Source organism: Lysinibacillus sp. NPDC097214, from assembly GCF_050277945.1.
In the GTDB taxonomy this organism is placed as follows: domain Bacteria; phylum Bacillota; class Bacilli; order Bacillales_A; family Planococcaceae; genus Lysinibacillus; species Lysinibacillus xylanilyticus_B.
This window is the reverse complement of the sequence record NZ_JBNNSS010000004.1, coordinates 459,944-482,155: the sequence shown is the minus strand read 5'-3', so window position 1 is coordinate 482,155 and position 22,212 is coordinate 459,944. Positions and strand designations below refer to the sequence as shown.

Annotated in this window: 21 protein-coding genes and 1 pseudogene; 20 read left to right on the top strand and 2 right to left on the bottom strand. The window is 36.4% G+C overall.

The window, feature by feature from the left end; genetic code table 11:
• Nucleotides 1-2: 2 nt before the first annotated feature.
• The 3 genes and pseudogenes from ACQKMI_RS12370 (at nucleotide 3) to ACQKMI_RS12360 (ending at nucleotide 3,198) form a co-directional block, all read left to right on the top strand.
• On the top strand, nucleotides 3-2,078 hold the full coding sequence (locus ACQKMI_RS12370) for a serine hydrolase domain-containing protein (protein ID WP_427489247.1): 2,076 nt from the start codon (nucleotides 3-5) through the stop codon (nucleotides 2,076-2,078).
• 457 nt (nucleotides 2,079-2,535) lie between these two features.
• Nucleotides 2,536-2,841: pseudogene (locus tag ACQKMI_RS12365) on the top strand (recombinase RecT); the annotation flags it as partial.
• Between the two features lie 195 nt (nucleotides 2,842-3,036).
• Nucleotides 3,037-3,198 (top strand): hypothetical protein, encoded by a 162-nt coding sequence (locus ACQKMI_RS12360; RefSeq protein ID WP_427489245.1) that lies wholly within the window; start codon nucleotides 3,037-3,039, stop codon nucleotides 3,196-3,198.
• 245 nt (nucleotides 3,199-3,443) lie between these two features.
• On the opposite strand, the gene ACQKMI_RS12355 is transcribed toward ACQKMI_RS12360, so the two are convergent.
• Nucleotides 3,444-3,887: a carboxymuconolactone decarboxylase family protein gene (locus ACQKMI_RS12355; protein WP_427489243.1), complete on the bottom strand. Its 444-nt coding sequence runs from the start codon at nucleotides 3,885-3,887 to the stop codon at nucleotides 3,444-3,446.
• Nucleotides 3,888-4,020: 133 nt separating this feature from the next.
• Between ACQKMI_RS12355 and ACQKMI_RS12350 the strand changes: the two genes are divergently transcribed.
• A complete protein-coding gene (locus tag ACQKMI_RS12350) occupies nucleotides 4,021-4,293 on the top strand; it encodes a hypothetical protein (protein ID WP_427489241.1) in 273 nt (90 codons plus the stop codon).
• A gap of 66 nt (nucleotides 4,294-4,359) precedes the next feature.
• On the opposite strand, the gene ACQKMI_RS12345 is transcribed toward ACQKMI_RS12350, so the two are convergent.
• Nucleotides 4,360-4,512 carry a YjcZ family sporulation protein gene (locus ACQKMI_RS12345; protein ID WP_427489239.1) on the bottom strand — a complete coding sequence of 51 codons (153 nt, stop codon included), beginning with the start codon at nucleotides 4,510-4,512 and terminating at the stop codon, nucleotides 4,360-4,362.
• Nucleotides 4,513-4,865: 353 nt separating this feature from the next.
• Between ACQKMI_RS12345 and ACQKMI_RS12340 the strand changes: the two genes are divergently transcribed.
• From ACQKMI_RS12340 to ACQKMI_RS12265, 16 genes are all read left to right on the top strand, one after another.
• Complete coding sequence (locus ACQKMI_RS12340; RefSeq protein WP_427489237.1) at nucleotides 4,866-5,306, top strand: hypothetical protein; 441 nt, start codon at nucleotides 4,866-4,868, stop codon at nucleotides 5,304-5,306.
• Nucleotides 5,307-5,482: 176 nt separating this feature from the next.
• Entirely contained in the window at nucleotides 5,483-5,962 is a 480-nt protein-coding gene (locus ACQKMI_RS12335; RefSeq protein WP_427489235.1) for a GNAT family N-acetyltransferase, read from the top strand.
• A gap of 521 nt (nucleotides 5,963-6,483) precedes the next feature.
• Nucleotides 6,484-6,705, top strand: a complete 222-nt coding sequence (locus tag ACQKMI_RS12330) for a hypothetical protein (protein ID WP_427489233.1) — start codon at nucleotides 6,484-6,486, stop codon at nucleotides 6,703-6,705.
• A 154-nt stretch (nucleotides 6,706-6,859) separates the two neighbouring features.
• Nucleotides 6,860-7,069 carry a hypothetical protein gene (locus ACQKMI_RS12325; protein ID WP_427489231.1) on the top strand — a complete coding sequence of 70 codons (210 nt, stop codon included), beginning with the start codon at nucleotides 6,860-6,862 and terminating at the stop codon, nucleotides 7,067-7,069.
• 266 nt (nucleotides 7,070-7,335) lie between these two features.
• On the top strand, nucleotides 7,336-7,758 hold the full coding sequence (locus tag ACQKMI_RS12320; RefSeq protein WP_427489229.1) for an ester cyclase: 423 nt from the start codon (nucleotides 7,336-7,338) through the stop codon (nucleotides 7,756-7,758).
• A 664-nt stretch (nucleotides 7,759-8,422) separates the two neighbouring features.
• Nucleotides 8,423-8,611, top strand: coding sequence for an excalibur calcium-binding domain-containing protein (locus ACQKMI_RS12315; protein ID WP_427489227.1), 189 nt, complete (start codon nucleotides 8,423-8,425; stop codon nucleotides 8,609-8,611).
• 663 nt (nucleotides 8,612-9,274) lie between these two features.
• On the top strand, nucleotides 9,275-11,980 hold the full coding sequence (gene acnA / locus ACQKMI_RS12310) for an aconitate hydratase AcnA (RefSeq protein ID WP_427489225.1): 2,706 nt from the start codon (nucleotides 9,275-9,277) through the stop codon (nucleotides 11,978-11,980).
• Between the two features lie 78 nt (nucleotides 11,981-12,058).
• The gene (locus ACQKMI_RS12305; protein ID WP_427489223.1) at nucleotides 12,059-13,468 is read left to right on the top strand and encodes a YcdB/YcdC domain-containing protein; all 1,410 of its coding nucleotides are present in this window, start codon (nucleotides 12,059-12,061) and stop codon (nucleotides 13,466-13,468) included.
• A gap of 671 nt (nucleotides 13,469-14,139) precedes the next feature.
• Nucleotides 14,140-14,811, top strand: coding sequence for a DUF3885 domain-containing protein (locus ACQKMI_RS12300; protein ID WP_427489340.1), 672 nt, complete (start codon nucleotides 14,140-14,142; stop codon nucleotides 14,809-14,811).
• Between the two features lie 506 nt (nucleotides 14,812-15,317).
• Nucleotides 15,318-15,863 carry an XRE family transcriptional regulator gene (locus ACQKMI_RS12295; RefSeq protein WP_323645763.1) on the top strand — a complete coding sequence of 182 codons (546 nt, stop codon included), beginning with the start codon at nucleotides 15,318-15,320 and terminating at the stop codon, nucleotides 15,861-15,863.
• A 304-nt stretch (nucleotides 15,864-16,167) separates the two neighbouring features.
• Nucleotides 16,168-17,166: an ABC transporter ATP-binding protein gene (locus ACQKMI_RS12290; protein WP_427489221.1), complete on the top strand. Its 999-nt coding sequence runs from the start codon at nucleotides 16,168-16,170 to the stop codon at nucleotides 17,164-17,166.
• Nucleotides 17,156-18,157, top strand: a complete 1,002-nt coding sequence (locus ACQKMI_RS12285; protein WP_427489219.1) for an ABC transporter ATP-binding protein — start codon at nucleotides 17,156-17,158, stop codon at nucleotides 18,155-18,157. The genes ACQKMI_RS12290 and ACQKMI_RS12285 overlap by 11 nt, the downstream gene beginning before the upstream one ends.
• Before the next feature lie 35 nt (nucleotides 18,158-18,192).
• Nucleotides 18,193-19,788 carry an ABC transporter substrate-binding protein gene (locus tag ACQKMI_RS12280; protein ID WP_427489217.1) on the top strand — a complete coding sequence of 532 codons (1,596 nt, stop codon included), beginning with the start codon at nucleotides 18,193-18,195 and terminating at the stop codon, nucleotides 19,786-19,788.
• A 103-nt stretch (nucleotides 19,789-19,891) separates the two neighbouring features.
• Nucleotides 19,892-20,905 (top strand): ABC transporter permease, encoded by a 1,014-nt coding sequence (locus ACQKMI_RS12275; protein ID WP_323645767.1) that lies wholly within the window; start codon nucleotides 19,892-19,894, stop codon nucleotides 20,903-20,905.
• The gene (locus ACQKMI_RS12270) at nucleotides 20,905-21,738 is read left to right on the top strand and encodes an ABC transporter permease (protein WP_427489215.1); all 834 of its coding nucleotides are present in this window, start codon (nucleotides 20,905-20,907) and stop codon (nucleotides 21,736-21,738) included. Before ACQKMI_RS12275 ends, ACQKMI_RS12270 begins: the two co-directional genes overlap by 1 nt.
• Before the next feature lie 13 nt (nucleotides 21,739-21,751).
• A complete protein-coding gene (locus ACQKMI_RS12265) occupies nucleotides 21,752-22,090 on the top strand; it encodes a cupin domain-containing protein (RefSeq protein ID WP_427489210.1) in 339 nt (112 codons plus the stop codon).
• Nucleotides 22,091-22,212: the final 122 nt, after the last annotated feature.

Genomic DNA, 22,212 nt, shown 5'->3' with positions numbered 1-22,212 from the left:
TTATGAAAAATAAACTATCTGCGGTGTTAGCCGCTACATTAGCGTTAACGATGAGCCTACCAACAGGGGTAATGGCGTTTTCTAGCAGTCAGACTACGGTTGTGGCTAGTCAAGAATTAGCTAGTCAAGAACTGAAAAAGATAGCTGCAGAGAAGGCTACTCTACTCACGGAGTCCTATGAGACGACTAGCGTGCAGTATGCGCTAATTGATAATGGCAAACTTATTTTGTCGGGTCAGACAGGCAAGAACGATATGAAAGGGAAACAGCCGCTGACCAAAGATACCCTATACGGGATTGGTTCAATCAGTAAAATGTATACAACGGCGGCTGTAATGAAATTGGTCGACGAAGGAAAAGTAGATTTGGATGCTCCTGTCGTCCACTATGTTCCTGATTTTAAAATGAAAGACGAGCGTTACAGAAGCATTACGCCACGTATGCTGTTGAACCACTCTTCCGGCTTGCAAGGTAGTACGCTTAGTAGTTCATTTTTATTTGAAGATAATGATACCTATGCGCATGATAACTTGTTGCAGCAATTGTCCAACCAGCAATTGAAGGCGGATCCTGGGGCGTTCTCGGTATACTGCAACGATGGTTTTACGCTAGCCGAGATTATGGTGGAAAGAGTCAGCGGTATGAGCTTTACCGAATTTATACATCAACGGTTTACAAAACCCTTAAAGCTAAATCATACGAAAACGCCGCAGGACAAATGGGAAGACGATAAGCGGGCTGGACTTTATTCTCCAATGTACCAAGGGCAGCTTCCTACTGAAACGGTGAATGTGATTGGTACGGGAGGGATTTCTTCCACAGCAGAAGATATGGTGCGATTCTCACAAATATTTATGGGGCAGGAAAAAGGAATCCTCTCTGATCAGGCAATCAAGGAGATGGAGCAAGAGGAATATAAAAAAGGAATGTGGCCGGGGGATGAAGATAATACTTCCAACTATGGTCTTGGGTGGGATAGTGTGAAACTATATCCATTTGGTGAATATGGGATAAAGGGCTTGGCTAAAGGCGGCGACACGTTACTGCAACATGCTTCACTGGTCGTACTTCCTGAACAGAAGATGGCAGTGGCTGTATTGTCATCTGGCGGTAGCAGCACTACAAATCAACTGATGGCGACTGAAATACTGCTCGCTGCGCTTAAAGAGAAGGGCACAATTAAGGATATCAAGCCGAACAAATCCTTTGGCAAGCCGGTCAAGGCCAAGATGCCTCAAGACGTAGCAAAGAAAGCTGGTTATTACGGCAATAGTATCAGTCAATTCAAAATAGAAATTACGAAGAATGGTGAACTGATCTTCCCATCAAATCCAAAAGAAAAATATGTATATACTGCGGATGGAAGCTTTATTAATGAGGAAGGTACCGCTAAGCTCAATTTCGTTACTGAGAAGAATGGACGAACTTATTTGAAGGAGAGTACATATGTATCGGCTCCAGGTTTAGGGCAAGTAGCAATTACTCAATATGCAGCCGAGAAACTAGGATACTATGCGCTATCGAAGGAAACCGCTGCCGCATGGGCAAAGCGGGAAGGTGTCAAGTTCTATCTTGTGAGCGAGAAATTTAGTTCTATGCAATATTTAATGATGCTTACCGCACAAATCAATAGCAAGGAAGGCATGGCGGGCTATTGGGGAAGCCAAAAAATTACAGGCCCTGACTCGGCGATGAATCAGCTCCAAATACCTGGGATGTTTGGCCGTGATACGTCGGAAGCCCGTTTCTATACAGAAGGCGGCGATGAATATATGGAGATGTCCGGATATTTATACGTAAGTGAATCCAACGTAAAACCGCTGGATGCAAGCCAATCATCTAAATTTACGCTGCAAGCAAATGGGCATGCGAAATGGTTTACGATCCCACAAGCGGCAGCAGAGAAAACGATGACCGTGGCGTTACCATCGGAGAGTTCGTTCGTGGTGTATGATGAGAATGGTATATGCGTCAATTTTACTGTTGTGAGCGGCAATAACAAAGTAAAACTGCCGAAGAACGGAACGGTTGTATTTGCTGGCGCGCCGAACGCGGAATTTGCAATTACGTTGAACTAGCTATAATTCAAGAACGACTCCAACAAAACCAGTGCGACACAGAAATAACTCGAGCTCATTTGACTGCATTCTTAACTCTGAAATATGTATAAGATAATAAACAAAAGCTACTAAAAATGAACTATACTCCAAAAGTTAGACAGAAAATCTAACTTTTGGGGTCACTACCATAGTAGCTTTTTTATTTTTAAAAATGGAGAAAAGGGTTACAAACCTAGATGTTGTAAGTTATTTTCTTTGATAAAATTTCTACTATATAACGTACTTAGATAAATCGATTGTTGAGGCACCATTTAAAAAAACTACGAGTCCCCCAGAAAGTACCCCAGTCAAAAACATTTTATACACTTCGATAAAAAGGTATAAAAATGCCGTTTCAGCGAAACCTTCATATCATGCACATCAAAAATTAAATACATTAGGATAGAAATCAATGTCATAAGGATTACACAAGGATCTTGTTCATGTTCCATCTCAAAATCCGCAAGTGGAACCAATCGGCTACTATGCTGTATACCACTTGAAAAATGGTGGATACGACTTTGTTTACTGGACAAGAGAACGTATTGAAAAACATGCTCACAAGTTCTCTCAAGCAGTTCAGAAGGGTTGGACAAGTCCTTGGAAAACCAACTATGACGAAATGGCTAAAAAGACAGTACTAAAAGAAGTATTAAAGTATGCACCAAAATCTATCGAACTACAAAAGGTAGTCGAGGCTTACGAAACGATTAAAATCGACATGGTACGCACCGAATGCTGAGTTGGTGAAATGTCCTGTAGCTGGTTGTAATCACATGGGAATTATCATCACGAAAGTACATTGTAGATTAGAGCAGGGGATGTCAAGGGACGAGGTTGGTAAAATTTACGGGATGCCTAAGCGTGTTTTGACGTATAGCGAGAATCAAATTAAAGCGAGGGATGCAAAATGGGTGAGAAATATTTCATAGATTAAATGGTGTTGCATGTAGGGCTCTACAAGAAATATCAGTACAACAAAAATGTGATGGGGTTTTATCAGAACCTTGAGGACTTACGAAAGCTCAAAGAGTTTGATACACAGGACGAGGCATTGGATTATGCGATTGAAAAACTGGAAGGGGCCAAGGTCGCTTGAGTATTAGAGAGATTAACTCATTAGGACCATGTAGCATTTCTCGAATGCCGAGGATGTCAATAACGCAAAGCACATAATCCTACCAAGAAATGCAGAAGATGCAAGACTTATAGGCAACTACGGAGCATTGGAAAAGAGCTTGAGCAGATTAGTCGTTTGCGTAGATGGACTAAGTGAATAATTGGAAGAAATTGCGAAACAAAGGAAGGAAAAACGAACACCGTGAGATGTTCGTTAAAGAGTTATTATTTTTCAGTTGCTGTATTCCCCATTGCAATTGAAATTCTATTCCAACTGTTGATTTGATTGATGATTAGAACAAGGTCAACATACTGTTTCTCGTCATAGTATTCACGTACTCGCTTATATAGGTCATCTGGAACTCTTTTAGTAGGAATTAAAGTTATATGTTCAGATAATTCTAGAGCAACTTTCTCTTCAAGTGTATAAAAAGTACATTCATTCCAAGCATTTAAGCAATAAATACGCTGTTCGGTTTCACCCATCTTACGAGCATCGGATGTATGCATGTCTATGCAGAAAGCGCACCCATTAATTTGAGAGACTCTAATTTTGATAAGTTCTCTAGTTACTCGATTAATTGTAGATTTTTTAGTGTATTTTTCCATGTCCATCATAATTTTCATACCATCAGGTGCAACATCATAGTAGGCAACTCTTTGACTCATAAGGCAAGACTCCTTTTGTTTTTAAGATAAGATAATTATAACTATGCACGAACGTTTGTGCCAATTTTTAGCACTGTGACATTTCAATTAAATGGGATTTAAGAAAGAAAATGTGCAGTAGAGGAGAAGAAGTATGAAAAAAATGCCTTATGAAATAAAACAAAAGCTACGTCAATATAACAAAGCAAATTTAAAAGCGAAGACTTTACACGCTGAATTGGTGGAAATCTTTGAAGAATACAGTGTTCCGTATGAGAACCTAACTGCTAATCAAGTGTTTGGTAAATATGAAGAAGAACTAGTAACGGAGGCTCTTGCATTTATTAATAATTGTGAGGGTGATGTTGAAGATAATATTACTGATATTGAAGAAGTATTTTTGTACTTTTCTAATAAAGACAACTGAACAATTTGAGAAAAGTAACTTTAAAAGGGTCACCAGGCTGGGAGGGCGACCCTTAGATTGGAAATGTTAATATCCAGTATTCATCATGAATGTAGCGCCGACAATAATTAGAAGAATAAATAGAACAACAATTAAGGCAAATGCAGAACCATTACGATTTCCGCCACCGTAATAGCAGCCTTCATTTATGCCACCAACATTTCTACCATAGTATCCCATAAAACACACCTCCTTTTTACAATATATAATATGTTAGCTGTAGAGAAGGAGTGGGGTGTTAAACTATTCAGCTATAGTCATTAAAAAATATATTTTTATGAGATAAGACAATAAAAAGAGGGTCACTTGGGATAGGAGTGACCCTTAGTAACAAAAATCGGAGGTGTAAGGCTAAATTAGCTTTACATTACTATTAATATGACGTGGTAGCTATGTTTGTATAGTTAATTGCCTGAGAAATAGATTTAAAAATAAAAAAAGCTGCAGCGTGGTTAGACGCTACAGCTAAGAATTGGTTTATGCCCTTTGAGGTTTTTCAAAAGTATTATATCACACCGTAGGAGGGCAAACCTATGAAACAAGGGCAAACGGTAGTTACTAAAGAGAATTTATTACAGTGGATTGTGGACTACAGATGGATGATTGAATCCATTGAGGAAGCGCGGCAGCCAGTAGCAAATGTTGATAACAACAGCTATATTGGAGCTAAAACAGCTATGTATGGTATAGAGGCAACATTACCGAAAGCTAGTGGTGGCACAAGTGATTCAGTATTTTCAGAGGTTCAACGCCATGTATATTCACTAAACTATCGTATTAAGGAATATGAGCAAAAGATTGAGGAAGTACAAAAACGGATTCTATTTGTAGAAGGGGACAGAGAGGTCGAAGTGCTTCATAGATTGCTTGATGGAGATAGTATGCGTGCTATCGGTAAGCACATGCAGTTATCTAGCACAACAATCATTCGCACAAGGGACTGTATAGTTAAACAAATGTTGAAGGGGGATTAGAGCCCCTTTTAATAAAAGTGTTTTTTAAAATACTCTTTGTATTCCTAACGGTGCAATAGACTGTTGAAAAAGCAAAATATTTACGTCGGTATTATTTTTCGGAATTTTCAATTAAATGAATGAACAAAACCTAATTAAGTGGTAAGGTATAGAAAAAATGAATGGAGAATTATGCCATGGAAAAATTGAAAAGGGTTGTATTAAAACATTTTTCAAGTGAATATATAAAAGAATTGAACTCTTTTGTACTTACAGAAGAACAAAAACAATTTTCGGCACTTCCAAGCAAATTTGAGGTAATTAATGAAGGACAGTATCGTATTGTTATTTTAAGTGATAATACACCAGTTGGTTTCTTTCTCCTAAATTCAAACGAAAGAGTAAAGAAATACTCTAATAATTTGAATGCTATGTTATTAACTGCGCTATCAATTAATCATACTGAACAAGGAAAAGGTTACGCAAAACTAGGAATGACATTACTAGTTGATTTTGTTAAAAAAGAATTTCCTAATTGCGATGAAATTGTTTTAGTTGTAGACAAAGATAATATACCAGCACAAAAACTATATTTAAAAGTAGGATTTGAAGATACAAATGAGAGATTAATAGGACGTATCGGCGAAGAAATTATCATGAGACAATTAATAAAATAATATTAAACTACTATCATCACCAGAGTTGATTTCACATTTTGTAGATTAACTCTGGTTTTATGTTTTGCTTGGAAATTAGCTTTATAACATGTATCAAATGGCGCAAATGTATCATTTGTATCAAACGTTACATTTTATGTATAAGTGAAATTAACGTGTAAACTGTGAGGTAGGAAGGCGTGGAAATATTCCCCTGCGTTGGTATTTATAAAATACTGAATATTAGGGAAAGACAGACCAACGACCGACCTGCACTCCATTAAATTGTTCGAGGCAAGACATACAGGACCGGCCCATATTTTTAAGAGATTAATATAGGTTCTTTGCGCATACATTGTACTATTATGCTAACGTAGCAGTTTTGATAAAGAAGAGTTGAATCAATACTTATAAGTGATTTCTTGATTGGGAAAATAACGATTGAATATTCAGTTTTTAATATTTATAATAATAATGTCACTTCCATATTATCATCTCCTTTTTTGTATTACCTTATATAATTTCAAAACGGAGGTAATATGATGAAAACTTATTATTTTTGTAGTGCAGCAGAAACTTTGAGAACGAATCTTTCTGAAAAAGTAAAGGGTGTAAAGTCAGAGGACTTGGAACAAATTGTTCATTATGCTCTGAAATATTACGCTAAAATTCACCATAATCACCATAAAGGTGATGACCACGAATTTACTAGTCGTGATATTAAGCACCTGTTCCATAAGATTCTTGCTGATGCTATTTTATAAGTGGTGGCAAAACTGACTATCGCTTTGTGGTGGTCAGTTTTTAATTTTAAAGTAGTAGATGAATCTTATCCCTAGCACGGTAAGGCTTTTTATATGGGATATAAATTACATAATTTTTATCTTTCAACCATATAAATTGGATGGGGGTGGGATTATGTATAAATATAGAGCGCAAGTATATTTAACAGAGGGCGAAACATTGCCTTTTATTGAATTTGAATTAAACAGCGATAGTCATGTTGCTGCATTCAACTATCTATATTGTAATACTGCTGATAAATTTTTAGTGTTCCCTTTCTGGGAAAATCGAGTCTCTTTTGTTGCAAGAGATAAAATTAAACGAATAGAGATTGTTAGATGTTAGCATCCTACGGGATGTTTTTCTTTTGCTTTGAAAACAGCATCAAACAGCCATAAAACAATCGGAGGCTAGTTCATGGGCTATGGTGTACCGTTAGGAAGATTACGATACTTGAGCTTACAAAGATTAGTTATTAGTAGGGCGGAGTTTGGTGTGGTTTTGAGAGTGGAAATCGTAGAATAAGATTCCAATTCGTTGACTCTTGGATTATTATTAAGTACGGGGAGATATGATATCCTCGCCATCATGTATAACAACGGAGGGCTATAATGACACCAGAGCATATTGTTAAGAAATTTTTTGAAGAAGTACGTTCAGGGAAAAATCCAGATTATGCAACTGAATTAATGGCAGAGCAAGTATTGGCACACCAAGTTATTTCTGAAGAGGAATTAACGGTTTTAAGAACGCCCAAAGATTATGCTGACCATGTAAAAGAAATGGTAGAAGTGTATGGCAATTTTTCATTAGAAATACAAGAATTCATGGTTCAAGATAATAAAGTTTATGTACGTTGGAAACAAGTTGGTATGCATGTTGGAGAGGTCGATGGATATCAACCGACAAATCTTCCGGTTATTGAAATAGCAAGCGCAGTTTATAGAATTGAAAATGAAAAAATAGCAGAATATTGGATTCAAATTGATCGGGCTGGTATTGAAAACCAACTCATACGCAATAAGAGTAATTAACATCCTTCGGGGTGTTTTTATTTTGCCCTGAAAAGTGAGTATCGAGCAGAGTTTCCTTCCATTTGATTCGTAGGTACTTGCTTTTGAAGGCAAAAACTTATTAAGGTTTAGTACATACTATTTAATCTATATATGAATGGGATTATATAGATACACCAGGTGTATATCGTTCAAAGGAAACATTAGAATATTCGGCATACGGTGGAATAAAAGCGAAGATAAGACCTAAAAAAGATGCAAATCTCCGCACAGATCATGTATATTTAAGAGTGAAAAATGACTCTTACTCGGTTGATTCTTCATTTTAATTACTTAACTAATGAAAAAAGGTTATTTTAGTGGCAATAGAAGGTTTTTTTTGTTTAATCATTGAACCACTCTTATGGTCATTAGTTGTTTTTTTTAGCTTGCAGACAATTATTGTTACCTTCAATAATGCTGATACAAAAGCAAAAAAATATGCAATCGTCACTAGTGTCTTAGTATTTTTATTAGTTATATCAGATGATATTATGAGAATGATTGATATTATGAGATTGTATTAGACAAATCCAAAGAAATTAAAAATTGTCTACAAACTGAACCAGGTACTCATTTAAGTACCTGGTTTTCATTTATTTAGATATTAACTAATTAATACTTCTAAGAAACGCTTTTCGAGCCAGTGAAAGAAACTAATACAACAGAGCCAGCTCCACTGCCAGAACAGACAGAACCAACTATACCTAAAAAGGAATATTTTAAAAACTGTACAGAACTAAACAAAGTTTATCCTAATGGTGTGCAAGAAGGACACCCCGCCTACGACAAGAAGATGGATCGTGATGGTGATGGATGGGCTTGTGAGAAATAAATGTGTTTCCTTTATTATCGTTTACAATACAAGTCTTATAATAGAAAAAAATTTAACATCATAAACAATAATTAATTGAATATTTTAGATATGATGTATAGTTTCGTTTTGTGAAGTAGTTATTCATTATAGATAGGATTATTCAGGGTTTTGAAGAGAAGTTTAAGCGTTACAAAATGATGGAAGCAATCTGAAGAGCTGAGTAATGAAAAAGTCACTCATTTGAAAAATAATGAGTGACTTTTTTTGACATGCTTCTCTAATTTAATAACGAGTTGTAAGTTGTATTTCCTACTATTAAATTTCCTGTCCGAGAAATCCAAATTTCAGTTTTAAATTTACCATTATATTGCTGTGGTACAATTTCAATAAAAAACTCCTCGTACCTCAGTTTGTACCTCAAGTTGTACCACAGTTAAAAACATTTAAATACACTTTAATACATAGGTATAAAAATCTCGTTTCAGCGAAACCTTCATATTATGCACATCAAAAATTAAATACATTAGGATAGAAATCAATGTCATAAGGATTACTTATTGAAAAAGATAATATTAATGTAATTTACTTATGAATATAAATGAGCTATCATGGGTATTGGAGAAAAGATGCTTTAACAATTTATATAGGCCTTTTCAAAAAGATATTTAGGGGGATCCGCAAATGGCACAAGGTAATTTACACAACAGCCGCGCATCATTCGAAGTTAATGGTAAATCTTATAATTACTATGACTTAGCTGCGATTGAAAAAGCTGGCGTTGCAAAAGTTTCAAACCTTCCTTACTCAATCAAAGTATTATTAGAATCAGTTTTACGTCAATATGATGCATATGTTATCAAAGAAGAGCACGTAAACGAATTAGCAAAATGGGGTAATGGTGCAGATCCAGAAGCTGAAGTACCATTCAAACCTTCTCGCGTAGTATTACAAGACTTCACTGGTGTACCAGTAGTAGTTGACCTTGCTTCTCTACGTTCTGCAATGAAAGAAATGGGCGGCGACCCAAGCAAAATCAACCCTGCTATTCCAGTTGACCTTGTAATTGACCACTCAGTACAAGTTGACAAATACGGTAATGCATCTGCATTAGCAGCAAACATGGACCTAGAATTCGAACGTAACGCTGAGCGTTATAACTTCTTAAAATGGGCTCAAACTGCTTACAATAACTTCCGTGCTGTACCACCAGCAACTGGTATCGTTCACCAAGTAAACTTAGAGTATTTAGCTCCAGTTGTACACGTAAACGAAAATGCTGACGGTACTTTCGAAACATTCCCTGACTCAGTAGTAGGTACTGACTCACATACAACAATGATCAACGGTATCGGCGTTCTTGGATGGGGCGTTGGTGGTATCGAAGCAGAAGCAGGTATGCTTGGTCAACCTTCATACTTCCCAATTCCAGAAGTTATCGGTGTTAAATTAGTTGGCGATCTTCCAAACGGAACTACTGCTACTGACTTAGCATTAAAAGTAACTCAAGTATTACGTCAACGTGGCGTAGTTGGTAAATTCGTTGAGTTCTTCGGACCTGGCGTAACTAAATTACCACTAGCTGACCGTGCGACAATCTCTAACATGGCTCCTGAATATGGTGCTACATGTGGTTTCTTCGCAATTGACGAAGAATCATTAAACTACATGCGTTTAACTGGTCGTGACGAAGAGCACATCGCGGTTGTAGAATCTTACTTAAAAGCTAACCACATGTTCTTCGATCCAACTTTAGAGCCAGTTTACACTGACGTATTAGAAGTAAACTTAGCTGATATCGAACCAAACCTTTCTGGTCCAAAACGTCCACAAGACTTAATTCCACTATCTCAAATGCGTTCTCGTTACAAAGAAGCAGTAGTGGCACCACAAGGTACACAAGGTTTCGGTTTAACTGAAGATGAATTCGCAAAAACTTCTGTAGCTAAATTCGCTGAAGGTGATGTAGAAATCCCAACAGGTGCTGTAGCAATCGCTGCGATCACTTCTTGTACAAATACATCTAACCCTTACGTATTAATCGCTGCGGGCTTAGTTGCGAAAAAAGCTGTAGAAAAAGGTCTAACTGTACCTAAATGGGTAAAAACTTCTTTAGCACCAGGTTCTAAAGTAGTAACTGGTTACCTTGAAGATTCAGGTTTACAAACTTACCTTGACGAAATCGGTTTCAACACTGTAGGTTACGGTTGTACAACATGTATCGGTAACTCAGGTCCATTACTTCCTGAAATCGAGGACGCTATCAAAGAGAACGACTTATTCGTAACTTCAGTTCTTTCTGGTAACCGTAACTTCGAAGGCCGTGTACACCCACTTGTAAAAGCTAACTACTTAGCTTCACCACCACTTGTTGTTGCTTATGCACTTGCTGGTACTGTGGATGTCGACCTACAAAAAGATTCATTCGGTAAAGACAAAGATGGCAACGAAGTATTCTTCGCTGATATCTGGCCTACAACTGAAGAAGTTAACGCAGTATTAGGTACTGTAGTTAACCGTGAATTATTCCAAAAAGAATACGAAACTGTATTCACAGCGAACGAAAAATGGAATGCAATTGAAACATCAACTGAGTCTCTATACACATTTGATGACAAATCAACTTACATCCAAAACCCACCATTCTTCCAAGGTCTTGCGAAAGAGCCAGAAGCTATTAAAGGCTTAGAAGGCTTACGCGTTATGGCGAAGTTCGGTGACTCAATTACAACTGACCATATTTCTCCAGCTGGTGCAATCGGTAAAGAAACACCTGCAGGTAAATATTTAATCGAAAACGGTGTTGCAATCCGTGACTTCAACTCATACGGTTCTCGTCGTGGTAACCACGAAGTTATGATGCGTGGTACATTTGCAAACATCCGTATCCGTAACCAAGTTGCTCCTGGTACAGAAGGTGGTTTCACTACTTACTGGCCAACAGGTGAAGTAGAGTACATCTATGACGCATGTATGAAATACCAAGAGCAAGGTACTGGCTTAGTAGTACTTGCTGGTAACGACTACGGTATGGGTTCTTCTCGTGACTGGGCTGCTAAAGGTACTAACTTACTTGGTATCAAAACAGTTATCGCACAATCTTACGAGCGTATCCACCGTTCTAACCTAGTAATGATGGGTGTTCTTCCACTTCAATTCATGCCAGGTGAATCAGCTGATGCTTTAGGCTTAACTGGTAAAGAAGAAATCTCTGTTAACATTACTGACAACGTGAAACCACGTGAAATCTTAACAGTAACTGCTAAATCTGAAGACGGTTCAGTTAAAACTTTCCAAGCTTTAGCTCGTTTCGACTCAGAAGTAGAAGTAGACTACTACCGTCACGGTGGTATCCTACAAATGGTTCTTCGCGCAAAAGCTGCTCAATAATCATTTAAATAAAAAACCGATCTCTTAGGAGGTCGGTTTTTATCTATACATAAAAAAATTGTACGGGGAGGCATTGGTTTGCAAAAAGAAGAACTGAAAAGACGGGCTTTATCCATTGTTCCATTACCAAGTCACTATAAACTAATCATAGAAGAGTATTCTGAAGATGAACGAGTGATGTTCTTATGGGTGAATGAACAACAAGATGAAAGTATAACTGTTGAGTTAGATTGCACCGGTCACCTCATACACTTATCAATTGAAACTAATGATACTGTTTCTAAGGTTGATTCTTTATCTATTGAAGAAAAAAGAAGCAGTGCGGAACAATTTTTACTGAATCATTATTCGGAAGCATTAAAAGACTTAACATGTTCTCGAGTAATAAAACTGTCGTGTGTAGAACGTTTTTATTTTGAACAGTTTGTTATGGATGTACCATTAGCACGTGCGGGTTGTTTTATTGATGTTGATCCATTAGGAAATATTGTTGGATTTACTTACTACGGGGTGAAGACGTGCCCTGAAATCCCTTCAAAGCTAGTTTCGAAGGAAGCTCTGATGGAATATGTGCGGAATACGTTGGCGTTACAACTAGTGATAACAAAAATATCTCGCGATGTTTACAATGTGAAGAAAGATGGACTTCGTCTCGTGTATGAGGTACATTCATTTTTAAAGTTTAAAGCAGACGTATTAGAACCAACTTTAACGATTATTCATGATGAAAATGATCCTGAAAGTTATGCTACTCTTCCTCCTTTGCCAGCTAACTTAATGGTCCATGAAGTTACGAATGAAGAAATCATTGGTATAACAGATGAACTGGAGTTTATTCGAGAAGTAGATACAGGACCAGACCTAGGGATTGTGTGGCGTAAGCGGAGTTGGGAGATGAAAGAAAAAGATTTATCGATGAACAGCTTCTTTAAAATACAGTCAGAAGATACAGTAAAAGCTTTTATTTCAAAAAAAACTGGGAAAATACAAAGCTTTGGATGGTTGCATAAACGCTTAGGAAATTTACAGCTTAGTCAAGAAGCATGTTATCAAATAGCAATAGACTTTTTATTAAAAATAATTCCTGACTACTATCCTTATCTTCAACGATTAATTCGAGGAGATGAGGAAGAGGATGAAAGAGAATCAGTATCATTTATATTCCATGCCCATAATCAAGGTATATTTATTTTTGATATAGTTATGGTCGCTGTTAATCGTACAACAGGTCAGATTGATTATTATAGTGGACCGAATTTTGATTTGGATGAACTTAGCCAAATGCCTTCAGTACCAGCTATTTCTTTGGAAAAAGCGTATCGTCGATTTATAGAAAATATCGATTTTCAATTGGCTTGGGACAAAGATAAAGAAGATGAAATAGAGTCGTATCAACTTGTCTATCAAGCTTGTGATCGACATACTAGGTTACCTATCCGGTTTATTGACGCAACAACTGGCGAAATTATTGTCAGTAATGTTTATTGAATTGTTTTTTATATGGAAGCAAAGCGACATTACAGAAGTCTCCAATCACTATAGGTAGTGAGATTAATACGGATCAAAGTTATTTTTCGGGAGGTGTCAAAACATCCGTAGCCAGTTGTACTTGGTACAGAACCGATTTCCTGGGAAGTCGGTTTTTTTATCTACTTCTTTCAAAATGAAATGCTCGGTCTAGAAAGTAATCGAAGTCGTGGATAGGACCTTTGAAATCATGGATAGAAACGCTAAAGTCGTGGATAGAAACCTCGAAATCGTGGATAGAAACGTCAAAGTCGTGGGTAGAACTGCCGAAATAGTCGATAGAAGTGTTAAATTGATGAATAAAGTCTCCAAAGTTGTGACTCTAACCATCAAAGTGATGAATAAAATCATCAAATAGACGGTTAGAGCCGAAATTGTTAAAAAAGTTTATACGCTATATTTCTTCTTCATACTATAAAACTGTAAACAAATTGCGAATATCATAAAAATTGTCGCAAAATAAATCAATGTTATTGTTCCCATCTGTAAGGACAATTTTGTGGCTTCCCTCATCTTAGGTAATAGCAGAGGACTACATAATCGAAAAGCTACTACTTATAATCATATTCAACTAACGGCTAGTTAAAAAGTGATATTATTAAAAGACAACATATAGAATGGAGAGAATGACGATAGATTTAAGTCAATATTTACATAATGCTTTTCCAGGACTTACTTTGGCACCTAGTCTTTATTATCAATGGGATATAGGTATTCACTTTGAATTAGGGGCTGGGATTTATCAATTAAAAGATGATGGCAGTCTGAACCTCGAAATGTTTGACTGCGTATACAGTCAAGCATTGTCTATTTTCAACGAACTTTTTTCTGGTTTGGATGAAATTTTTCTTGTTACGAATGTTTATCAGCACAGGTCTGATGAAATTAAGAAAAAGCGGACAAAGGTTTATGATCGCTATATAAAAAATAAAGATTTAAAATTCCTTTTAAGACAAGAAACTTTGCCATATGTATTCGATGATGAAGAAGCTGACGATTATTATACTTCTCGATTTTCCTTAAAGTGCCGCAAACAAGATTTTAAATATCCATTACTTATTAAAGCAGCGTGTAATAAGGATTTCTCCTTGAAGCCTAGGTTAGATAAAAAATGGGGGTCAGGTTCAAACTATCCAGATGTGTTTTTTATAAATATGACTAAAAATGTGATCTTTTTCATTTATGATGATAGAGGATGCGAGGTAATCGCAACTAATAAAGAAACCATATATCCTTTATATAAAAAATACGGCGATTGGATTGATGAATACTCACTAGAGGAAATTGTTAAACGTTTTAAATAAGCGTGTCATTATGTAATTCTTACTAATTCTTACTTCTATAATAACTTGTCCTCGAAAGAATTGTTCATACTTTTTGTTGTACGAACGGGGTGCTTTAGTTAAATTTCGATTCACGAAATATCAAACCAAGTTGTACAAAAAAGGTACTGCGAATTGCAGTACCTTTTAGTATGCTAATTAATTGTCTTTTTAATCTACAATTTTGCTTTTTGTACTTCAAAACAGAACCCGTTACTCTTAGGAGGTCGGTTTTTTTGCGTGCGCCCCTTTAACTAGCGGCACTACTAGTATTAGGCAATTAAGAAGGGGATGCGTTTTAAATTTGACATTAGTCAATGAAATAAAAGAGTGACACTATATTACAAAAGTATCTAGAAATAACTTTATATTGTGAATATAAAGAATATTTTTAAAATTTAGTTTACATTTAAAACAATTATGATAAAATTTAAATAAATTACAGTTATACAGTAATTATTCCTCTATTAAAAGAAAGGAATTAAGTTATGGAAGAAATTTTTCAAAAAATAAAGCAATTAAGATTTGAACATGGCATGACTTTAAAGGAATTGAGTGAAAAGACAGATTTGTCCGTTAGCTTCTTATCCCAAATTGAGAGAGGAACATCATCACTAGCTATCACATCATTAAAAAAAATTGCTGACGCGTTTGGAGTGAAGATGATTCATTTCTTTGAAGAGACGGAAAATCTAAATTATGCAGTTAAAAAGCAAGATCAGAAACCTTTTAAAATAGAAAGTTCTGATTCTACTTATGTTAGGTTAAGCAATAATTTTATAGATAGAAAAATAGAGCCATTTCTCGTAACAATAAAGCCTCACCAAAAGGAAAATGAATCATATAAACATCCGGGTGAAGAGTTTTATTACGTTCTAAAAGGGGCAGTATTATTCACTGTTGACGAAACGGAATATTATTTACGTGAAGGGGAATCAATACATTTCCCTTCAAGTCTTCCTCATATATTGGAAAATCCTTTAAATCAGGAAACTATATTGCTTTCCGTAATCACGCCAGCTATTTTTAGCTAAACAAATAAATTTCATAAAAGGAAAATCTACCTAATAATTTAAGATTTGATTTACTTGATGGTTGTTAGAATTTCAGAACGGATCCATTTATTAAAGATTAATTTAAGCACTTAAAGGATTTATTTGATTTTTCGACAATCCAAGAAACTTGGCCGAAAATTAAAGGGAGATTGCGAGCATGTTCCACAAGGTAGGCCACGTGCTTTGTATGTATAATTTTCTGAATTATCCATTTATTTATTTTTGTAGTATATCTATTCTTTAGCAATCATTTTTAACAATACTTTTGAAAGAGGTGAAACTGATGACATTACTAAGAGTGGAGGATTTGACGATTAAATTCAAGTCACGCCAAGGTGTTGTCAAAGCAGTAGATAATTTAAACTTTGAACTAGCCCAAGGAAGTTCATTGGGAATCGTTGGTGAAAGTGGTAGCGGTAAAAGCGTTACCTCCCTTACTATAATGGGACTTCTACAAAATGCTAATACTGAAATCACTGGAAATATTGATTTTGATGGTTTAGATTTGTTAAAACTCTCACCTTATGAAATGCGGAAGATTAGAGGGAATTCGATATCAATGATATTTCAAGAGCCGATGACCTCACTTAATCCTTTACATACTTGTGGTAAGCAAATTATGGAGCCAATTTTGATTCACCAAAAAGGTGTAAGTAAACAAGAGGCAAAAAAACATACAATTGAATTACTAAGAATGGTAGGAATCCCTTCTCCTGAGCAGCGATTTCATGAATATCCACATCAAATGTCTGGTGGTATGCGACAAAGAATTATGATTGCCATCGCATTAGCGTGTAATACCAAACTATTAATTGCTGACGAGCCTACTACTGCATTAGATGTTACTATTCAAGCGCAAATTCTAGATTTAATGAACAGTCTGAAGAAAAAGAGAGATATGAGTATTATTATGATCACTCATGATTTGGGTGTCGTGAAAGAAATGTGTGAGAAAGTAGTAGTCATGTACACTGGTCAAATTGTTGAAAAAAGTCCAACTGAGTTAGTGTTTGCTGATCCTCTTCATCCGTATACAAGAGGATTGCTTAATGCCATCCCTAAAATCTCTAGTAAAGTGGAAAGACTTGAAGCGATTGAAGGCACTGTACCTGATGCTTTGAATATGCCAAGTGGTTGCAGTTTTCATCCTCGTTGTAAATATGCAACAGAGAAATGCAAATTGGAAGCTCCACCATTATTTCAACTAGAAGATGGTCGTGAAGTAAAATGCTTTATTTATGATGGATCTGAAAAGGGTGATGGCGTAAATTATGAGAAATAATCCCGATGGTATAGTGGCGGTATCAAAACACAATGGCGTAGAAAACATTTTAGAGGTTTCACACTTAAAAAAGACCTTTCATATTAAAAGCCCAGATGGAAAAAAAGGCTTACTTAGAGCAGTAGATGATGTTTCTTTTACGATAAGAAAGGGTGAAACATTTAGTCTGGTCGGTGAAAGTGGATGTGGTAAAAGTACACTAGGTAGGACGTTACTTGGTCTATATACACCTGATCAGGGATCTGAAATTTTATTTAATGGCGAGGATATTACAACTTTCTCAAAAACAAAACGGAAAAATTTCGCCAAAAAGGCACAACTGATTTTTCAAGATCCTTCTGCTTGCTTAAATCCACGTAGAACTATTAAGCAAATTTTATTAGAACCATTCAAAATTCATAAAATACAAAACGGTGAAGCAAAAATTAAAGAACTAATGGATATGGTTGGTCTAGCAAGTCGTTTCCTCGATAGATTTCCTCATGAAATGTCAGGAGGTCAGAAACAAAGGGTTGGAATTGCTAGAGCATTGGCACTAGATCCGGAACTTATCGTGTGTGACGAACCTGTCTCAGCTTTAGATGTGTCAATTCAAGCACAGGTAATTAACTTACTAGAGGACTTACAGAAACAATTTAACCTTACTTATCTATTTATCTCGCATGATCTCAGCGTTGTACACCATATTAGTGACCGAGTCGCAGTTATGTATTTAGGTAAAATTGTTGAATTGGCTACTCGTGATGAACTATATGAAAAAACGCAACATCCTTACACGAAGTCGCTCCTCTCCTCTGTTCCAGATATTAGCGATGAACATCGAGAGAAGATTATTCTTACAGGGGATGTTCCAAGTCCATCTAATCCGCCTGCCGGATGTCGGTTCCATACAAGATGCCCTGTAGCAATGGATATATGCAAAACACAGGAGCCTGACTTTATTCAAACAGGTAGTAAGCACTTTGCTGCATGTCATTTGCATACAAAGTAATACTATATATTTTTTTATAAAAGGAGAACTTAGATATGAAAAAAATTTCTTTACTGTCTATCCTATTGGTATTAGTTCTATCGCTTTTCGCCTGTAGCAAAAATGAAGAAAAATCTAATGAATCTGGAAGCACATCAAACACGGATACAATCGTCGTTGGTGTTGCTTCTGACTGGAAAACATTAGATCCAGCTCGTGCTTATGAAGTGTTTGGGAATTTCTATTTCTATGCAACATATGAGAATTTATACACGTTGGAAGGGTCAGAACTTACACCAAAGCCAGGCCTTGCAAAAGAATATACAGTAGACGAATCTGGACTTGTGTATACATTTAAGCTTGAGGAGGGTCGTAAATTTTCGAGTGGTAATGCTGTAACTGCAGAGGATGTTGTATTTAGTTTTAATCGTACAATAAATTTAAAAGATAATGCTTCTGCTCTTGCAGAAGGAGTTGCCAACGTGGAAGCGCCAGATGACAAGACTGTTGTTGTCAAACTTAAGGAAAAGGATGCATCATTTCTTTCAAAACTTACAAGTAATACCTTTGCAGTTGTAGATAGCAAAGTTGTGAAGGAACAGGGTGGCTCAGATGCAAAAGATGCAAATTCAACTGATGCAGCAACTACTTACCTTGATGGGACATCAGCAGGCAGTGGTCCATATGTATTGAAGAAGTGGACTCCAAATACAGAGATGGTTCTTGAAAAGAATCCGTATTATACGGGTACTGTGAATGCGAGTAAGGTTATCATCAAAGAAATTCCGGATCCAAATACACAAATTAAAGCACTTGAAAAAGGTGAAATTGACGTAGCATTAAGCGTTGGACCTGACCAAGTGAAAAACATCAAAGAGGGTGGCAATTCGAAGGTTGTATCTTCACCAACTTCAACAATATCATTCTTATTAATGAATAATAGTCCTGAAATAGGAAAAGAAATGGCAAATCCGCTCGTTCAGCAAGCTGTTCGTTACGCACTTGACTATAAAGGCTTCCAGCTATTAGCAGGTGATGGCTCATTATTACCAATGTCATTTGTTCAAGATGGTTTTGTTGGTGCAAAATCTAGGCCAGATAATTATCAAAACTTAGAAAAAGCAAAGGATTTGATGAAACAGGCAGGGTTTGAAAAAGGCTTTACCGTACCACTAACAGCTGCTAATTACGATTCAGAAGGACTTTCATGGGTAACAATTGCTGAAAAAGTAAAAGAAGATCTTGCGAAAATTAATATTAATGTGGAAATTCAAACTGGTGATGTTGGGGTTGTTATCGAAGACTATCGAAATGGGAAAACGCCATTTCTAGTTATGCACTGGTCACCTGACTACTATGATCTAAACAATCAATTAGCATTTATTCCAGGCGATATTGTAGGGAAACGTGCTAACTGGGAACCTTCAGCTAATGCAGAGTTAGTAAGTTTAGCTGAACAAGCGAAAGTGGAAAATGATGATACAAAACGTGCAGAAATTTCCGGAAAAATGCAGGAAATGGTGGCTGAGAATAGTCCATATGCATTCTTAGTACAGCACCCTAAATCATTTGCTGTAGGTGCCAATCTTGAAGGTGTTTCTTATAACGACCTTTATAAATTACGATTAAATGAATTAAAGCTTTCAAAATAGTTTTTTACGATCGAGCAGCTACTTGTATATAGGTAACTATATACAGTAGCTATTTATTGAGATTTACTAGGAAGTTGTATTTAAGTTGGGAGTGTGATCCGAATTGCTTAGATTTATTGCTAGGCGTCTATTATTTCTGCTTTTCTTATTATTTGGTGTGGCACTTTTCGTTTTTATTCTTTCACATTTAGTGCCAAGTGATCCGGTTGCTGCGAATTTGAGCCAAAGTGCATTGAATAATCCTGAAATTGTTGCTGCTTTTAAAGAGAAGTGGGGACTAGATCAGTCGCTTTTTAGTCAATTACTTCTGTACTTCCAACACTTATTGACTGGTGATTTGGGTACATCAATACGAACAGGTAGACCTGTGTTTGATGATTTAATGCAGTTCTTCCCAGCAACATTGGAATTATCGATAGTAGCGATGGTGATTGCTTTAATATTAGGTATTTTATTTGGAACAATCTCTGCCATTTTCAGAAATAAGGCTATTGATCATATCATTCGTACTGTTTCGATTAGTGGAGTATCTGTACCAAGCTTTTGGTTTGCTTTAATCATGCTCAATATTTTTTCTTCGGTTTTAGGCATTACGCCTGGACCTGGACGAGTTGATGCACGAACAACAACTCCTGAAGGGGGAACAGGATTACTTCTACTAGATTCACTTATTAGCGGGGATTTTCAATTATTCGGTGATGTGGCAATGCACTTGATTCTGCCAGGGACGGTGTTAGGATTCTTTACTATGGGATTAATTGCTCGTCAAACAAGATCAAATTTGCTTGAAGTGTTGTCAATGGACTACATACGTACAGCTCGTTCTAAAGGTATGAAGGAATCTGCGATTATTGTTAAACATGCGATTTCCAATGCAATGATACCGGTCATTACAGTAGCTGGAATAGGATTTTGTAATTTACTAGGTGGAATGGTGCTCGTTGAGAATATTTTTGCATGGCCAGGAATTGGACAATATGCCTACCTATCTGCTGTTTCACTCGATTTCCCAGCTATATGTGGCGTCTCATTATTAATTGCTTTTATTTATGTTGTTATTAATCTATTAATTGATATCCTTTATGGGATTATTGATCCGAGAGTGAGGTATAAATAATGAGAAAATTTAGCTCTTTTATCTCTCAAAAAGGATTTCTTTTTAAACTGGGATTATTCATTTGTGCATTTTGGATTCTCGTTGTTATTTTTGCACCATTAATCGCTACACATAGTACAACTGTACAAGATTTATCCATTCGATACCAACCACCGAGCTTTTCACATTTCTTTGGAACCGATGAGTTGGGGCGTGATGTATTCTCACGTGTTATGTATGGTTCTAGAATTTCTTTATCAGCAGGTATTATTACCGTGATAATTGCCTTTTCTTTTGGTATTTTCTATGGGGGAATAGCAGGATATAAAGGTGGGAAAGTAGACGAAATAATGATGCGTTTCTCAGAGCTTATTATGGCATTTCCACCACTTATTTTAGCGATGGTAATTGCAGCTGCACTTGGTCCAAGTATCATAAACTCAGTAATTGCAATGGCCATTATATGGTGGCCAAATTATGCAAGGTTAATGCGTTCAATGGTTATCTCCTTAAAAGAAAGCGAGTATGTTACTGCTTCTCGCGTGATGGGTGCTTCACATGTTCGAGTTCTATTTTTAGAAATTTTACCGAATAGCTTTGGTCCCTTATTGGTTATGGCAACACTTGACCTAGGAAATGCAATCTTGATGTTTTCTGGATTAAGCTTCCTTGGACTAGGAACACAGCCGCCTACACCCGAGTGGGGTTCAATGGTATCAGATGGGGCAAAAGTTATTCAAAATTGGTGGGTATCTACCTTCCCAGGGTTAGCTATTTTCTCAATATCTATAGGTGCTAACTTTGTAGGGGATGGTCTACGAGATTTCCTGGATCCAAAACTCCAAAAAGAATAGGTGGTAAAATGAAATGGAAAAAATTAATATTAATCAAGTCGAGCCCATTGGCATGCCGATTTATGAAATGAAGAAACTTTTTACAAAAAAAGGGAATTTTCAAGAAGTGAGCATGAGTGTTATTTCTCTTACACCTGGCGAACGAATTCCTACTGAAGGCATGAGCTGTCATGATGAAGATGAGTTTTCTTATATTTTCAGTGGGGAAATAGAAACATACAGTAATGGTGAATACAGTGTAGAAAAGGCTGGAGATGCAACACTAATCCCCGCTGGCGAAGAGCACTGGTGCGTTAATAATAGCAGTGAACCATGTATGCTCGTTTGCTTTATGGTGAAAAAAGCTGAATAATAATTTGCGCTTTCTCATCCGAAATTATCCAGTAAGATATTCAACAAATCTAAATTTGTAAAGAAGATTAAAATTTAAAATCGTCTAAGTAAAATAATATGTATGCCCAGTATGTGTATGAA

What these genes read in the sequence shown, in the direction of transcription:
- ACQKMI_RS12370 (WP_427489247.1), top strand. Translation starts at nt 3, where the DNA reads ATGAAAAATAAACTATCTGCGGTGTTAGCCGCTACATTAGCGTTAACG.
- ACQKMI_RS12360 (WP_427489245.1), top strand. Translation starts at nt 3,037, where the DNA reads ATGGTGTTGCATGTAGGGCTCTACAAGAAATATCAGTACAACAAAAAT.
- ACQKMI_RS12355 (WP_427489243.1), bottom strand. Translation starts at nt 3,887, where the DNA reads ATGAGTCAAAGAGTTGCCTACTATGATGTTGCACCTGATGGTATGAAA.
- ACQKMI_RS12350 (WP_427489241.1), top strand. Translation starts at nt 4,021, where the DNA reads ATGAAAAAAATGCCTTATGAAATAAAACAAAAGCTACGTCAATATAAC.
- ACQKMI_RS12345 (WP_427489239.1), bottom strand. Translation starts at nt 4,512, where the DNA reads ATGGGATACTATGGTAGAAATGTTGGTGGCATAAATGAAGGCTGCTAT.
- ACQKMI_RS12340 (WP_427489237.1), top strand. Translation starts at nt 4,866, where the DNA reads ATGAAACAAGGGCAAACGGTAGTTACTAAAGAGAATTTATTACAGTGG.
- ACQKMI_RS12335 (WP_427489235.1), top strand. Translation starts at nt 5,483, where the DNA reads ATGGAAAAATTGAAAAGGGTTGTATTAAAACATTTTTCAAGTGAATAT.
- ACQKMI_RS12330 (WP_427489233.1), top strand. Translation starts at nt 6,484, where the DNA reads ATGAAAACTTATTATTTTTGTAGTGCAGCAGAAACTTTGAGAACGAAT.
- ACQKMI_RS12325 (WP_427489231.1), top strand. Translation starts at nt 6,860, where the DNA reads ATGTATAAATATAGAGCGCAAGTATATTTAACAGAGGGCGAAACATTG.
- ACQKMI_RS12320 (WP_427489229.1), top strand. Translation starts at nt 7,336, where the DNA reads ATGACACCAGAGCATATTGTTAAGAAATTTTTTGAAGAAGTACGTTCA.
- acnA (WP_427489225.1), top strand. Translation starts at nt 9,275, where the DNA reads ATGGCACAAGGTAATTTACACAACAGCCGCGCATCATTCGAAGTTAAT.
- ACQKMI_RS12295 (WP_323645763.1), top strand. Translation starts at nt 15,318, where the DNA reads ATGGAAGAAATTTTTCAAAAAATAAAGCAATTAAGATTTGAACATGGC.
- ACQKMI_RS12290 (WP_427489221.1), top strand. Translation starts at nt 16,168, where the DNA reads ATGACATTACTAAGAGTGGAGGATTTGACGATTAAATTCAAGTCACGC.
- ACQKMI_RS12285 (WP_427489219.1), top strand. Translation starts at nt 17,156, where the DNA reads ATGAGAAATAATCCCGATGGTATAGTGGCGGTATCAAAACACAATGGC.
- ACQKMI_RS12280 (WP_427489217.1), top strand. Translation starts at nt 18,193, where the DNA reads ATGAAAAAAATTTCTTTACTGTCTATCCTATTGGTATTAGTTCTATCG.
- ACQKMI_RS12270 (WP_427489215.1), top strand. Translation starts at nt 20,905, where the DNA reads ATGAGAAAATTTAGCTCTTTTATCTCTCAAAAAGGATTTCTTTTTAAA.
- ACQKMI_RS12265 (WP_427489210.1), top strand. Translation starts at nt 21,752, where the DNA reads ATGGAAAAAATTAATATTAATCAAGTCGAGCCCATTGGCATGCCGATT.